The sequence below is a fragment of the Commensalibacter sp. M0133 genome (assembly GCF_016101485.1).
Taxonomy (GTDB): Bacteria; Pseudomonadota; Alphaproteobacteria; order Acetobacterales; family Acetobacteraceae; genus Commensalibacter; species Commensalibacter melissae.
In genome coordinates, this window is the sequence record NZ_JACFQI010000001.1 from 806,900 (window position 1) to 821,811 (window position 14,912).

A 14,912-nucleotide genomic window follows, 5' to 3' on the forward strand; every position below is an offset into this window, starting at 1 on the left:
TCCATGAAAACAGAATATATTCAAAATGTTTTATTCAGAAACAGCTTTTTCCTCTGAAACCGCTTCAGTTGGCTCATCCTGTGGTGTATTTTCAAAAACTTCCACAGCCGTTGCTTCACCTTGTGCCTGACGCTCAGCCTCTTCGACGGAACGGGCAACATTAACTTTAACATCCAAATGGATCTCAGGATGAAGTTGAACTCTCACCTGATATAATCCCAACATCTTAATTGGATGGTGAATTTCAACCTGTTGACGTAAAATCGTTAACCCTTCCTTGGAAACACCTTCGCTAATATCCCGTGCGGAAACAGATCCATAAAGGTTTCCGCTTTCACCTGCCTGACGAATAATCGTTACAGAAAGTCCCTCCAAACGTTCCAAGAGGCGTTCAGCTTCTTCACGATGTTTAATGTTTTGTGCTTCAAGCTGGCTACGTTCCCTCTCAAAACGTTCACGATTTATCGCTGTTGCACGAATGGCCTTACCTTGAGGAAGCAAATAGTTACGGGCATAACCAGGCTTAACTTTAACAACATCCCCCATTTGCCCCAATTTTGCTATTCTTTGAAGTAGGATAACTTCAGTTGCAGACATATTAATGTTCCTCCTCAATCCTGAACAAATGGCAATAAAGCGAGGAAACGGGCACGTTTAATTGCCTGTGCCAATTCACGCTGTTTTTTTGCGGATACGGCTGTAATACGGCTTGGAACGATTTTACCGCTTTCTGATAGAAAACGAGATAACAAACGAATATCCTTATAGTCGATCTTTGGTGCATTTGCTGATGAAAAAGGACATGTTTTGCGTCTGCGATGAAAAGGACGACGAGCACCAACAGCAATACGACGTGCAGCTATATTTACCTGAATTTCTTCTGACATGAATTAAGCCTCCCTATCCTCTTCAACTTCGATTGAAGAAACAACCACTTCTTCGTCAACCAGATCGGAAGCATCTTCATCTTCTGAAGCATGTTTACGACCACTGTCAAAGCGACCGGATGCTTTTGATACAGAACGATTTGAAGTACGTTCCTTTTCATCCCCTTTACGTGAAAGTGTTGGAGAAGGTGTATCATCAATTTCTTCCACCCTTAGGGTCAGGAAACGTAAAACATCTTCATTCAGATTAAATTGACGTTCAATTTCCTTGATGGTTTCTGGTTTAGCATCAATGCCCAAGAGCATATAGTGACCTTTACGGTTTTTCTTGACTCTATAAGCAAGGTTGCGCAATCCCCAATATTCGCGTTTTTTAACGGAACCTTCTTCATTTTCAATCAAAGAAGCAATTCCATTAGCAATGTCTTCAACTTGTTGTTGAGTCACATCATTACGTGCAATAAACACGCATTCATATAATGGCATAATATCTCCCTTCGGCTGACTTCAACCCAATTACCAAAAAATTATTGGCATATATTCTTTCATCTAGCGGGTATAGCCAAGGCATAGCCGTTAAACCTTGGCAGGAAAGAAGATTTCTAAAAACCATAAAAAATAAAAAAATGCAAGTCCTATAAACTATAATCTTCCATAAATAATTAGTTTCCTTATTGTTTATTAGAAAATATCTATATATGAAGACTACAATTTTAAGAGTTGTATCAAATTGAAAAAATCTTATTGGTTCTTAGTTGTCATCCAAAAATGACCGTAATTTGCGACTGCGACTTGGATGTTTTAATTTACGCAAGGCTTTTGCCTCAATCTGGCGAATACGTTCACGTGTGACATTAAACTGCTGTCCAACCTCCTCCAGCGTATGATCTGTATTCATCCCAATACCAAAACGCATTCTCAAAACGCGTTCTTCCCTTGGGGTCAAGGAAGCCAGAACACGTGTCGTCGCTTCTCGCAAATTTGTCTGGATTGCCGCATCCAATGGAATAACAGCACTTTTATCCTCAATGAAGTCCCCTAAATGGCTATCCTCTTCATCACCCACTGGAATTTCCAGTGAAATAGGTTCCTTAGCGATTTTTAATACTTTTCTTACCTTTTCCAGAGGCATCCCGAGTTTTTCCGCCAACTCTTCCGGCATTGGTTCCCTGCCAATTTCATGCAGCATCTGTCGTGAAGTACGCACTAATTTATTTATTGTTTCAATCATATGAACAGGAATACGGATTGTTCGAGCCTGATCGGCAATTGAACGGGTAATTGCCTGACGAATCCACCAGGTTGCATAGGTTGAAAATTTATATCCCCGACGATATTCGAATTTATCAACCGCTTTCATTAAACCAATATTGCCTTCTTGAATCAAATCCAAAAATTGCAATCCACAATTCGTATATTTCTTTGCAATTGAAATGACCAAGCGCAAATTCGCTTCGATCATTTCTTTCTTGGCACGAGACGCATCTCGCTCACCATACGAAACTGTAGAAAAAACCCGTCTAAATTCTGTTACCGGCAATCCCACCTTTTGAGAAAGCTCGGCAATTTGATCACGATATTGACCAATTTCTTTACCGTATTTTTCAACGTAAAGTTTCCAGTATTTGCCAGGTAAATTTCCAACCGCTTCAAGCCAGTCAGGATTCAATTCATGACCATGATATTTTGATAAAAAGTCATCACGGGAAATTTTGCATTTTTCCGCTGCACGCAACATACTTCCCTCTAGGCTGGCAAGCTTTTTGGAAACCGTTTTCAACTGTTCAACAAGAAATTCGATTTTATTACTTTGCAAATGAATTTGCTGAACCTCTTCAATAAGCTTATCCCTTAAAGCCTCATATTTTGTCTCAAATTTACTGGTAAGTTTTTCACCAGCCTGAATCGTTTCCAAGCGCTGAGCCTGTAACTCATATAACTTGGGATAGTTCTTTTCAATTTCACTGAAATGTTTGAGGATCTCGTCCTTGTGCTTTTCCTCTAGAGCAGCAAGAGAAAGATTATTTTCTTCATCCGCGCCACTCTCCGTTTCCTCACCATCCTCATTTTCCTCCTCACTGTCGTCAGAAGTATCATGATCAAGCGAAGCGGACAAAGAATCATCCATATTTGACAATTCAACCTGGTCATATTCATTCTCAGTTGCTTCCAGATCAACAATATCCCTTAACAGCACCTCTTCGGTTTTTAACTGTTCATACCACCCAATAATTGCCCTAAAAGTCAGGGGGCTTTCACATAATCCTCCAATCATCTGGTTCCGTCCAGCCTCAATCCGCTTGGCAATAGCAATTTCCCCCTCACGCGAAAGAAGTTCTACCGCCCCCATTTCACGCAAATACATCCTAACGGGATCATCGGTTCGACCTGTATTCGTTTCAGTTGCAACCGTTTCTTCCGAATCATCTTTATCTGACCCATTTTCGGATTCTTCACCATCCGCATCCTCTTCTTCATTCTCTATAATCTGGATGTTCATTTCTGAAAAAATAGCCATAACATCTTCAATCTGTTCAGAAGACATTTTATCTTGGGGCAAGATAGCATTCAATTCATCTAAAGTTACGTAACCGCGCTCTTTCCCTTTACTTATCAAACGTTTTACAACAGCGGATTGTGTATCCAAAACATTTGTATCGTTATCACTTGAATTTTCTTCAATTTTAGATGTTGTTGTGACTGCCATTTTTGCCTCAAAAAAGCTTCCTAATTCTACCTAAACCTTAACTTCAAACTTACCTTTAAGGTATGCTTTAAATTATTTATAAAATTTATATGCTTGCTAATATTAACATTGGCTCACAAAACTGACTTTCGCACGATGAATACTATAAAGAATTACTAAACAACATTTACAGCCAAATCTAAAGCAACATATATTAGACATGATATCTACGGAAAGATAAATCAAGTCTTTATCATATCCCTAGCTAACAATTATTATAAGAAATCATCCTCCTGTTCATTGTTTGAACCTGTCCTGGCAATTTCAAGGGCTTTTACACGTGCGACAAAAATATTCTGATGCTGTTCATCTGGAGATTTAACCCATGCTTTGCGAGCCAGCTCAACCTGGTTTTCAAGTTCCTGAATATTCAATAACCCATAAAAATGCCACCATTGTTTTTCAATTAAATGTAAATCAAATTTTTGCGATAATTGATCTGAAGAAGAAATAGAAAATTCATCATTAATTGCATTAATTAAATCAGAAAAACCCTCTTTTTCAAGGAAATTTATTCTATCATCTAAGGTCGTTCCTTCAAAAGGAATTCCAACAAAAAATTCTCTCAACTTAATAAATTTTGCAGGCAAGTCTAGCTGGCAAAAAGCGGACTCCACAGAAAAAAGAAGTTCTGGATAATGCAGCAAGATAGCGAATAAAATGCAAATCCTTTTATAATCAATCTGTTCCTTATCAATTTTTTGAATCCGATTTGACAAATTTACATCAGTTTTTTTTGCAAATGTTCCATATCGGTCGGCTTTTGGATAGAATTGCTGATAAAAGCGATCCAATAAAATACGGCGATATTCCTTTGACAGAATCTTGTCATCAATATGCTGAGCAATTGAAATTAGCCGCGTTTTCAACGCAGCCCGTTGTTCAGGGGATTTTATATCCACATGAGCCGATACAATCCCGTATATGGCATCACATAAGGATTGTTTTTTAGGAATAAGCTTTAAAAATGCCTCTCCACCCTGATTCTTAACAAAACTGTCAGGATCCTCACCTTCGGGAAGTGTCAAAAAATTCAATGTATGTTCAGAAGTTAAAATCGGTAAAGATTCTTCAGCTGCATGCAACATGGCCTTGTGCCCAGCCCTATCCCCATCAAAACAGAGAACGGGTTCGGGGGTTACACGCCATAACAAACCCATCTGATCTTTTGTCAAAGCCGTACCCAATGGTGCAACCGCTCCATGAAATCCTGCCTGATATAACGCAATGACATCCATGTACCCTTCAACAACGAGAACTGTATTATATAATGGATCCACCTCCTTTCTCACAAAAAGTGATGATAAATGATTTAGCCCAAATAAGGTACGACGCTTTGAAAATAAAGGGGTTTCCGGACTATTCAAATATTTCGGCTGTCCATCGCCAATAATTCTTCCGCCAAAAGCGATAGGTCGACCCTTACGATCATGAATGGGATAAATTACTCGATTAAAAAATAGCTCCCCACCCCATTCAGTCTCAGATTTTTTTCGTAGAAGTCCAGCCTCTCCAATAAGTTCAAGATCATATCCTTTTTCCTTTAAGAAATGGATAAGACCTCCACGACCATCTCCAGACCATCCCAGTTTAAACGTTTCAAAAGTTTCTTTCAGAATTCCGCGTTCAAGTAAATATTGCTTACCTGCCTTAGCCAAAGGTGTATCTAGTGCCAAACGATAATAATCCTGTGCGGCAAGCATAACATCGTATAAACTATGCTGCTTTTCAATCCTTTGCCTGTCCAGATATGTCTGTTCAGGAATATCCAATCCCGCCAGCGCGGCAAGCTCTTTAATTGCCTCACCAAAGGTTCTTCCCTCACTTTGCATAACAAAGGAAATAACATCACCATGGACACCACATCCATAACAATGAAAATGATCCTCATAAATATAAAACGAAGGTGTTTTCTCCCCATGAAAAGGACAACACGCTTTCCAGAAACGCCCTGAACGAGTAAGTTTTACTTTCCGTCCGATAACGGTATGAATCGGGATACGTTGCCGCAATTCTTCCAGAAATCTTTGATCAAACGCCACAAATCACCCTAAATAAATTAAGAGAGTTTAGCCTTCACCAATCCGTTTACCTTAGAAAAATCAAGAACAGAACCATAATTTTCCTTTAGGTAACCCATAACCTTGCCCATTTCCTTAATAGACGAGGCTCCTGTCTTTTCCACTGCCTCATCTACAACGTCCTGCATTTGATCTTCATTTAGTTGCGCAGGCAAAAACGTTTCAATAATCCTGATTTCCCCCTGTTCCTTTTCAACCAAATCCTGACGATTTGCCTTTTGGTACATTTCCACAGATTCACGACGGGACTTTACCATACTTTTAAGCATCGCGATAATTTCATCTTCGCCAACCTGATCAATGCCCTTTGGACGAGCATTAATATCCAGATCCTTCAATTTAGCTCCAATCATCCGTAACGTGGCGACTTTGCCTGCCTCTTTAGCCTTCATGGCGGTTTTCAATTCTTCTTTAAAAAGTTCACGCAAATTCATTTCTTTCTCCATTTTTAAAGTATAGCATTTTTTGATAAGGAAAAAAATTCCTATCATATTTATTTACATTCAGTGCTGGGATTTTTTTTCCCAATCCTATATACATATATTAATAATTATATTCGTCCAACATAAGGTCTAGGGACATGACAGATATTGACACAGTTATTTCCAAGCTCGGCGGTATTGAAAAGGCGGCCAAGATTGCCAGAGTCTCTACCGAAGCAATTCGCAAATGGAAGCAGGCTCATGCCATTCCTTCTAAACACTGGGCTACAATAATACAAGCAACAGGATTAACTTTAAAAGATTTGCAACCTGAAAAAAATAATTATGACGATAATTCTATCAGCTTAAAGACCCAACGCCCATCAAAAGCAAATGCCATCCTTTTACTGGAGGATGGAACCGTCTTGTGGGGAATGGGATTTGGTGCCCATTCTTCAAAAAACAACCTTGCCCTTGGAGAAATCTGCTTTTCTACCGGAATGACGGGATATCAAGAAACCCTCACAGATCCATCTTTTGCTGGCCAGCTTATTACCTTTACCTTTCCACACATTGGAAATGTAGGTACTAACGACGATGATAACGAGGCAGATACAATTGTTGCAAAAGGACTGATCATCAAAGAAAAAATTACTGAACCTTCCAACTGGAGATCGACCAGTCATTTAAACAGCTGGCTTAAAAAGCAAAATGTGACAGGAATTTATGGGATTGACACTCGTGCCCTTACCCTCCTTATCCGTGAAAAAGGCCCACAAAATGCTTTGATCTTCTGGCCTGAAGACAAAAATTTTGATCTGGAATTTTTACGGAAACAAATTAAAAGATGGCCTGGATTAAAGGGAATGGATCTCGCAAAAGAGGTTACTTGTCCAAAATCCCATTCCTGGAAAAAAGATGTCTGGTGCTGGAAAAGCGATAAAAAAAATCAAAACAAGCCTGCCTATAAAGTCGTGGCCATTGATTACGGTGCAAAATATAATATTTTTCGTAATCTTGTCAATGTCGGATGTGACCTTGTCGTTGTTCCCGCTACAGTATCAACTGAGGAAATATTGAGCTATAGACCTGATGGTGTTTTCCTTTCGAATGGGCCTGCAGACCCAGCGGCAACAGCTCATTATACAGTTCCAGTTTTAAGGGAGTTGCTAAAAAGAAATATTCCAATTTTCGGAATTTGTCTTGGTCATCAGCTTTTGGCTCATGCCTTGGGCGGTAAAACTTACAAACTGGATCAGGGACATCGCGGGGCAAATCAACCTGTTAAAGATTTAAAGACGGGCAAAGTTGAAATTACCAGCCAAAATCACGGTTTTGCTGTTGATCCCAAAAGCTTACCCGATACCGTACACGAAACGCATATCAATTTGTTCGACCATTCCAACGAAGGGATTGCCTCAAAGATTTATCCGGCCTTTTCCGTACAATATCATCCAGAAGCAAGCCCCGGCCCAACCGATAGCCATTATCTTTTCAAACGCTTTGTTGAATTGATGGATCAGCATTCCTCTTCCCATAAAAGATCATAGAGTAACCAATATGCCTAAAAGAACAGATATATCTTCAATCATGATTATTGGTGCTGGTCCAATTGTTATTGGCCAGGCCTGCGAATTCGACTATTCAGGTGCCCAAGCCTGTAAGGCCCTGAAGGAAGAGGGGTATCGCGTAATTTTATTGAATTCGAATCCCGCGACAATCATGACAGATCCTGATATGGCTGATGCAACCTATATCGAGCCAATTACTCCTGAAACGGTAGAACGCATTATTCTGAAAGAAAAACCCGATGCAATTTTACCAACCATGGGGGGACAGACAGCTTTAAATACCGCCATTTCCCTTGCAAAATCAGGTTTTCTAGAAAAAAATAATGTTGAGCTGATTGGCGCAAAAGCCGATGTTATTGACCGGGCGGAAGATCGTTTGAAATTTCGTGAGACCATGGATGCCATTGGCATTGAAAGCCCTCGCAGCGCCATTGCTCATTCTATGGAAGAGGCAAGAGAATCCTTAAAGGAAATTGGATTACCTGTGGTCATCCGTCCATCTTTTACTCTGGGTGGTTCTGGGGGCGGTATTGCATACAACACGGATGAATTTGAAAATATCATCAGTGCAGGTTTGGATGCCTCTCCAACATCAGAAGTCCTGATTGAGGAAAGTATTGTTGGATGGAAAGAATATGAAATGGAGGTGGTCCGTGATAAGGCGGATAACTGTATCATCATCTGTTCCATCGAAAATATTGACCCCATGGGAATTCATACCGGGGATTCAATCACCGTCGCACCGGCACTGACTCTCACCGATAAAGAATATCAACGCATGCGGGATGCCTCGATTGCATGCCTGAGAGCGATTGGGGTTGATACAGGTGGATCAAATGTTCAGTTCGGTCTGAATCCAAAAAATGGACGTATGGTCATTATTGAAATGAATCCCCGGGTTTCGCGTTCATCCGCTCTGGCTTCAAAGGCCACCGGTTTTCCCATCGCCAAAATTGCGGCCAAATTGGCGGTAGGTTACACCCTTGACGAACTCAAAAACGATATTACCAAAACAACACCTGCTTCTTTTGAGCCAACCATTGATTATATTGTAGTTAAGATTCCCCGCTTTACCTTTGAAAAATTTCCTGGTACCCCTGCCCTGCTCAATACAAGCATGAAATCTGTTGGTGAGGCGATGGCTATCGGACGTAGCTTCCCGGAAGCACTTCAAAAAGGTCTGCGTTCAATGGAAATCGGTTTGACGGGACTTAATCCGGTAACCATTCCCGGAGATGGTGACGAAGATTCTTTCCGTGCAGCTCTTTCCCAACCAAGACCCAATCGAATTCTAGTGGCCGCTCAAGCCATCCGTGCGGGAATCTCACTGGAAAATATCCATGAAGCCTGCCATTTTGATCCATGGTTTTTACAACAACTTCAACAGATTATTCTTGTTGAAAATCAGATCGAGAAAAACGGATTGCCCTCTGACCCATTTGAACTAAGAAATATCAAGGCTATGGGATTTTCTGACAAACAGCTTGCAGAATTGACACAAAAGTCAGAAAAGGAAATCGCGCAATATCGTCAAAAACTCAACGTTAATCCAATTTACAGACGAATTGACACCTGCGCGGGTGAATTTGCCTCTTCCACTTCTTATATGTACTCAACCTATGAGGGTGGTTTTAATACACCAATTTGCGAGAGCCATCCAACTGATCGTGAAAAAATCGTCATTTTGGGGGGTGGCCCCAACCGTATTGGACAGGGCATTGAGTTTGATTATTGCTGTGTTCATGCTTCATATGCTTTAAGGGAAGCGGGATATGAAACCATTATGGTCAATTGCAACCCTGAAACTGTCTCAACCGATTATGACACGTCTGACCGTCTTTATTTTGAACCTCTAACGGCAGAAGATGTCATTGCGCTTATTCGTCGCGAACAGGAAAAAGGGGTCTTAAAGGGATGTATCGTGCAATATGGTGGACAAACGCCACTTAAACTTTCCAAAGCACTGGAAGAAGCTAACATCCCCCTATTGGGTACTCCAGCGGATGCTATTGATCTTGCAGAAGATCGGGAACGTTTTCAGGCCCTGTTACAAAAACTTGGTTTACGGCAACCGTCAAATGGAATTGCTCATAATACCGAAGATGCCGAAATAATTGCGGAAAAAATCGGTTATCCAGTGGTTATTCGCCCCTCATATGTGCTGGGCGGACGAGCCATGGAAATTGTCCATGATAGAAATAGTCTGCATCGTTATCTGAATGAGGTTCTTTCCTCTGCTGGTGTCGATGTATCTTCCGGCCCATTATTGATTGACCAATATCTTAATGATGCCATTGAAACCGATGTAGACTGTCTGGCCGATGGAGAGGATGTCTATGTCGCCGGTGTAATGGAACATATCGAGCAAGCCGGCATTCATTCTGGTGACAGTGCCTGCTCTATTCCACCTTACACCCTTTCACCCGCCCTGGTAACAGAATTGCAGGCACAAACCACGACCCTGGCAAAAGCTTTGGGGATTGTTGGATTGATGAATGTACAATATGCAATCAAGAATAATGAAATATTCATATTGGAAGTCAATCCACGCGCCTCAAGAACTGTTCCATTTGTTGCAAAGGCAACCGGGGTACCCATTGCCAAGATTGGGGCAAGAATCATGGCTGGGGAAAAATTGAGATCCTTTTCGTTAAAACAGCGTTCTGTTAGTGGTCATGTCGCCGTTAAAGAAGCGGTGTTCCCCTTTGCACGGTTTCCCAATATAGATATCATTCTCGGCCCTGAAATGCGATCTACAGGTGAAGTCATGGGTATTGACACGTCATTTGAACGTGCCTTTGCAAAATCTCAATTAGGTGCCGGTGTAACCTTACCCTTAACAGGCAATGTTTTCCTTTCGGTACGTCATAGTGATCGCCCCTCTCTATTGCCTCTGGGCAGAAAACTGATAGAAATGGGATTTAAAATTCTGGCCACACGTGGAACAGCCGAAACCTTAAAGAATGCTGGTATTGAAGCCAAGGTGGTTAATAAGGTATTGGAGGGTCGTCCACACTGTGTCGACGCGATCCTTTCCGGAGAAGTCCAGCTAATTATCAATACTGTTCAGGGTGCACAGGCAACCGCCGATAGTTTCGACATACGCCATTCCGCGCTGACCCATAATATACCCCACTATACAACTATGGCAGGTGCCGCCGCCGCCGTCCATGCCATTGCGGCTTTGCGTGAAGGCAAACTGGACGTGGCCCCGCTGCAATCTTATTTTAATCATTAAAATTCTAAGGTTATTTTCTTAACTAAAGCAGGTAATTATTATAAACCTGCTTTTTTTTATTAACTATATGTTTCCATAAATCCGGTAAAAATACTTCTTGCACAAGTACTGATTGACTGGAACAAATGAATACCGATCTTCTTGCCCATAAATCAACATGGCGATAATCTATTGGCAGAAGTTCTCTAGGATATTTTGTTATTTCAATTTTTGACCTTTCAAAAACATCTTTTTGAAATAATACAGACCCGAGCGGTTTATTGCCAATTGCCTGAAAAAGGTTTCCCCTGAGATCCTCCCCTTTGGACAGGATAATGCTACGGGCATATATCCAGGCTTGACCTTGTCCCTCCAAAACAACCTGCCTGACCTGTTTCAGACTTGGATAACCAACCTCTAATATCCCGCATTCATCTTCCCTAATTTTTTGTTTTTGTTCAGACAGACGCTTTAATGAAAATTGATTTCGACTTAAACGAATTAACCGTTTTGTCAAAGATTCCGAATTGAACAGCCATTCATCTTCATGGGTTGAAAGACGGGATTTCCATCGGGAATGATCCGCCCAGCATAACTTTTTATGATACATGAAATCAAATATAGAGATTGAGAATTGATTTAGAAATAAAATAATGTAATATGCTACAAAAATTTTCTTTATAGAAAAATATGTTTATAATAACAATTGTATTTATATAATATTCTTAATTTGTTTCTTAAAGGACATTCAACTTTGCAAAAATTTCCAATGACGGCTCAAGGGCTACGACGTCTGGAAGAAGAGCTACGCAGACTTAAAGATAAAGAAAGGCCAGAAATTATACGTGCGATAGCTGAGGCACGCAGTCATGGCGACCTTTCTGAAAATGCAGAATATGAAGCGGCGCGTGAACGCCAGTCTTTTACTGAAGGACGCATACTGGAACTTGAACAGATAATTTCATCGGCTCAGGTTATCGATCCATCAAGCCTATCAGGAAACACTGTTAAATTTGGTGCAAAAGTTGTTTTGATTGATGAAGAAACAGAAAAAGAGTCCACCTTTCAAATTGTTGGACTTCATGAAGCCGATATCAAATTAGGTCTATTGTCAATTTCATCCCCTTTAGCCAAGGCTCTGATCGGTAAGGAAAAAGGAGCAACGATCTCTGTCCCTGCACCTGGGGGAGATCGATCTTATGAAATCCTTGATGTTATCTACGCTTAACCCCTGATTTATACTATTATGATTTCAATTAACGACGTCCATGATGCGGCGCAACGGATAAATAAAAATATTATCCGCACTCCCACCCTATTTTGTCAGTCCCTGTCAAAAAGAGTAAATGCAGATATCACCTTGAAACTTGAAAATCTTCAAGCCGTTGGCTCTTTCAAGGAACGTGGCGCTGCCAACCGACTTGCCCTGCTGACTGAAGAGGAAAAAAAACGGGGGGTTATCACCGTTTCAGCCGGCAACCATGCCCAAGGCGTTGCACGCCATGCACAATTACTAGGCATTGATGCGATTATTGTCATGCCGAAATTCACACCTGTAACAAAAATCAACCGAACTGCGGCCTGGGGTGTCAAGATTGTTTTGGAAGGTGAAGATTTTACCGAGGCCACCCAATATGCCAATCAACTCGCCAAGGAAGATGGACGTGTTTTCATTCATCCTTATGATGATCCCGCAGTCATGGCTGGACAGGGAACATTGGCACTGGAAATTTTCGAGGATACAAAATCAGATCTTGATTACCTGATTGTTCCCGTTGGCGGGGGTGGACTGATTTCAGGATGTGCTGTTGTAGCTGCCGCTTTAAGACCCTACACAAAAATAATTGGTGTTCAAAGCGATCGTTATTTTTCATATTCCTTTGCCACCCATAAAGCGTTAAAACCACCTGGCGGTGCAACCATTGCGGAAGGTATAGCCGTTCGCAAACTAGGTTTTTATCCTTTTGAAGTCATAGAAAAATATGTGGAAGATATCGTTTCCGTCCCAGAGGAGGCCATTGAGGATTCTATAACCCTTGTGGCGGAACATGCCAAGCAAATTACCGAAGGAGCGGGGGCAAGTGGTCTGGCTGCCATTCTAACCTATCCAGAACGGTTTAAGGGTAAAAATATTGCCTTTCCCATCAGCGGGGGAAATATTGATACACGTATATTGGCCAACACCCTACTTCGAACCCTCCTACGGGAAGGAAGACTATTACGTCTAAGATTCTCAATTCCTGATCGTCCAGGTGTATTGGCTGACATTTCCCACATTATTGGAACTGAAAAGGGTGGAAATATCATAGAGGTATCACATCAACGGTTATTCTCGACCTCAAGCGTTCAATCGGCCATTCTCGAAATTATGGCGGAAGCACGCAGTGCAGAACATGCAGAGGAAATTATACAAAGCCTTCGAGAAAAATATACTGTCGAAAGAATTTAGTCTGAATTGATTGAATACGGATATATTTCAACCAATTCGTATTCAATCACCTTAATTAATTCAATGATTTTAAATCCTGTATAAACATTTATTTTTAAATTTATTTAAAGCTATTGAATTAAACATTCAAAAATATTTTTTGATAAATTCATAGTCATACTTAAACTTTTGTATAAAAATTAATACAATTAATTATAACACTTTTAAATTACTTTTATTATTCATCAAATTATTTATAAAATATTGAGTATTCACCAAATAAAGTAATTTTAAACTTAATTATTTCTTTTAAGCTGCTTTTTAAAGAAAATAAATCATATATAATCAATTCTTCATAACAATGACAATTTCAACATTTTATGCCACTTTATTTTCTTAATCTGTTTAATTTTCTTGTAGCCGATGTTCGGGACGGTTTAGGACCTTTCCTAGGTGTGTTTCTGCAGCAAAATCATTGGCAAGTTAATAAAATCGGTTTTGTCATGACATTGGCTGGGTTAACCAGCATAATCATCACCACACCCGTAAGTATGCTGATTGATCATATTCGTTACAAAAAAAATATAGGTATTATTGCCACAATCAGTATCATTATCGGCTGCTATTTTATCTATCATTATCCCAATTTGCCAATGACAATCATTTCTCAAATGTTAATTGCCATTGCCGGAGCAACCCTTATTTCAGCAACAGTCAGCATAACAATGGGATTGGTGGGACCCGATCTCTTTGATAAACAAATTGGGTATAATGAATCATTTAATCATGCAGGAAATGCTTGTGCAGCCCTTATAGCCGGAATAGCAAGTTATTATTTTGGATTAAAGGCTATTTTTATTTTAATGAGCTGTTCAGCATTCCTGGCTATTACAGCCCTTGCATTAATCCCATCCAGACAAATTGACAATAAAATTGCACGGGGATTAAATGTCAACCAAACCAGTCCCCAACCCTTTTTCAAACTCTTAAAAAATAAAAAACTTTTTATTCTTGCTGTTACGATCGGTTTGTTCCATCTTGCCAATGCAGCGATGCTTCCACTTTTAAGTCAATCAATGGTCGCAAAAAATATTATCAATAAACCAGGATCCTATACCGCCATGACGATCATAATTGCTCAGACAACAATGATCCCAATGGCCATTTTTGCCGCGTTTTTTGCAAAACGGCATGAATATAGAATTCTGCTTGTTTTAGCCCTTGTTGTACTACCTGCAAGAGGATTACTGATTGGAACAATTCAACATCCCCTAGTTTTGCTTCCTGCCGAAATTCTTGACGGTGTTGGTGCTGGTCTGATCGGTGTTGCCATCCCTGGAATCGTTGCCAAGATAATGCAAGGATCAGGACGATTTAATACGGGACTAGGCATCATCTTCACGTGTCAGGGATTATGCGCATCATGCAGTCATTATCTTGCAGGAACAATAGCAAAATACCATGGTTATGATCAGGCTTTTCTCACGCTTTCACTGATTGCCCTTTGTGCCCTGCTTTTCTGGCTGGTTTTTACTAAAGACGTATCTTTTGGCTAAATGA

The 14,912-nt window shown here is 40.4% G+C and carries 12 protein-coding genes; 5 read left to right on the plus strand and 7 right to left on the minus strand.

Annotation, left to right across the window (positions count from 1 at the left end):
* Window positions 1-30: 30 nt before the first annotated feature.
* From rplI to H3T46_RS03650, 6 genes are all read right to left on the minus strand, one after another.
* A complete protein-coding gene (gene rplI / locus H3T46_RS03625; protein WP_198197415.1) occupies window positions 31-597 on the minus strand; it encodes a 50S ribosomal protein L9 in 567 nt (188 codons plus the stop codon).
* A 14-nt stretch (window positions 598-611) separates the two neighbouring features.
* On the minus strand, window positions 612-887 hold the full coding sequence (gene rpsR, locus H3T46_RS03630) for a 30S ribosomal protein S18 (RefSeq protein ID WP_110438356.1): 276 nt from the start codon (window positions 885-887) through the stop codon (window positions 612-614).
* A gap of 3 nt (window positions 888-890) precedes the next feature.
* Window positions 891-1,373: a 30S ribosomal protein S6 gene (gene rpsF / locus H3T46_RS03635; RefSeq protein WP_122123875.1), complete on the minus strand. Its 483-nt coding sequence runs from the start codon at window positions 1,371-1,373 to the stop codon at window positions 891-893.
* A 265-nt stretch (window positions 1,374-1,638) separates the two neighbouring features.
* Window positions 1,639-3,594, minus strand: coding sequence for an RNA polymerase sigma factor RpoD (rpoD, locus tag H3T46_RS03640; RefSeq protein ID WP_198197416.1), 1,956 nt, complete (start codon window positions 3,592-3,594; stop codon window positions 1,639-1,641).
* Window positions 3,595-3,848: 254 nt separating this feature from the next.
* The gene (gene dnaG / locus H3T46_RS03645; RefSeq protein ID WP_198197417.1) at window positions 3,849-5,675 is read right to left on the minus strand and encodes a DNA primase; all 1,827 of its coding nucleotides are present in this window, start codon (window positions 5,673-5,675) and stop codon (window positions 3,849-3,851) included.
* 17 nt (window positions 5,676-5,692) lie between these two features.
* Complete coding sequence (locus H3T46_RS03650) at window positions 5,693-6,148, minus strand: GatB/YqeY domain-containing protein (RefSeq protein ID WP_155580720.1); 456 nt, start codon at window positions 6,146-6,148, stop codon at window positions 5,693-5,695.
* A 146-nt stretch (window positions 6,149-6,294) separates the two neighbouring features.
* On the opposite strand from H3T46_RS03650, the gene carA reads away from it, so the two are divergent.
* Together carA and carB are read left to right on the plus strand one after the other, a co-directional pair.
* Window positions 6,295-7,686, plus strand: a complete 1,392-nt coding sequence (gene carA / locus H3T46_RS03655) for a glutamine-hydrolyzing carbamoyl-phosphate synthase small subunit (RefSeq protein ID WP_198197418.1) — start codon at window positions 6,295-6,297, stop codon at window positions 7,684-7,686.
* A gap of 10 nt (window positions 7,687-7,696) precedes the next feature.
* Window positions 7,697-10,945 (plus strand): carbamoyl-phosphate synthase large subunit, encoded by a 3,249-nt coding sequence (gene carB, locus H3T46_RS03660; protein WP_198197419.1) that lies wholly within the window; start codon window positions 7,697-7,699, stop codon window positions 10,943-10,945.
* A 22-nt stretch (window positions 10,946-10,967) separates the two neighbouring features.
* Here the strand turns inward: carB and H3T46_RS03665 are convergent, their stop codons facing one another.
* Complete coding sequence (locus H3T46_RS03665; RefSeq protein ID WP_196424159.1) at window positions 10,968-11,534, minus strand: chorismate lyase; 567 nt, start codon at window positions 11,532-11,534, stop codon at window positions 10,968-10,970.
* 144 nt (window positions 11,535-11,678) lie between these two features.
* On the opposite strand from H3T46_RS03665, the gene greA reads away from it, so the two are divergent.
* From greA to H3T46_RS03680, 3 genes are all read left to right on the plus strand, one after another.
* Window positions 11,679-12,152, plus strand: coding sequence for a transcription elongation factor GreA (gene greA / locus H3T46_RS03670; protein ID WP_110438619.1), 474 nt, complete (start codon window positions 11,679-11,681; stop codon window positions 12,150-12,152).
* A gap of 18 nt (window positions 12,153-12,170) precedes the next feature.
* Window positions 12,171-13,373 carry a threonine ammonia-lyase gene (locus H3T46_RS03675; RefSeq protein ID WP_155580724.1) on the plus strand — a complete coding sequence of 401 codons (1,203 nt, stop codon included), beginning with the start codon at window positions 12,171-12,173 and terminating at the stop codon, window positions 13,371-13,373.
* A gap of 359 nt (window positions 13,374-13,732) precedes the next feature.
* On the plus strand, window positions 13,733-14,908 hold the full coding sequence (locus tag H3T46_RS03680; RefSeq protein ID WP_198197420.1) for an MFS transporter: 1,176 nt from the start codon (window positions 13,733-13,735) through the stop codon (window positions 14,906-14,908).
* Window positions 14,909-14,912: the final 4 nt, after the last annotated feature.

Excerpts from the sequence above, each read along its gene's own strand:
- rplI (WP_198197415.1), bottom strand. The coding sequence starts at position 597 with ATGTCTGCAACTGAAGTTATCCTACTTCAAAGAATAGCAAAATTGGGG.
- rpsR (WP_110438356.1), bottom strand. The coding sequence starts at position 887 with ATGTCAGAAGAAATTCAGGTAAATATAGCTGCACGTCGTATTGCTGTT.
- rpsF (WP_122123875.1), bottom strand. The coding sequence starts at position 1,373 with ATGCCATTATATGAATGCGTGTTTATTGCACGTAATGATGTGACTCAA.
- rpoD (WP_198197416.1), bottom strand. The coding sequence starts at position 3,594 with ATGGCAGTCACAACAACATCTAAAATTGAAGAAAATTCAAGTGATAAC.
- H3T46_RS03650 (WP_155580720.1), bottom strand. The coding sequence starts at position 6,148 with ATGAATTTGCGTGAACTTTTTAAAGAAGAATTGAAAACCGCCATGAAG.
- carA (WP_198197418.1), top strand. The coding sequence starts at position 6,295 with ATGACAGATATTGACACAGTTATTTCCAAGCTCGGCGGTATTGAAAAG.
- carB (WP_198197419.1), top strand. The coding sequence starts at position 7,697 with ATGCCTAAAAGAACAGATATATCTTCAATCATGATTATTGGTGCTGGT.
- H3T46_RS03665 (WP_196424159.1), bottom strand. The coding sequence starts at position 11,534 with ATGTATCATAAAAAGTTATGCTGGGCGGATCATTCCCGATGGAAATCC.
- H3T46_RS03675 (WP_155580724.1), top strand. The coding sequence starts at position 12,171 with ATGATTTCAATTAACGACGTCCATGATGCGGCGCAACGGATAAATAAA.
- H3T46_RS03680 (WP_198197420.1), top strand. The coding sequence starts at position 13,733 with ATGCCACTTTATTTTCTTAATCTGTTTAATTTTCTTGTAGCCGATGTT.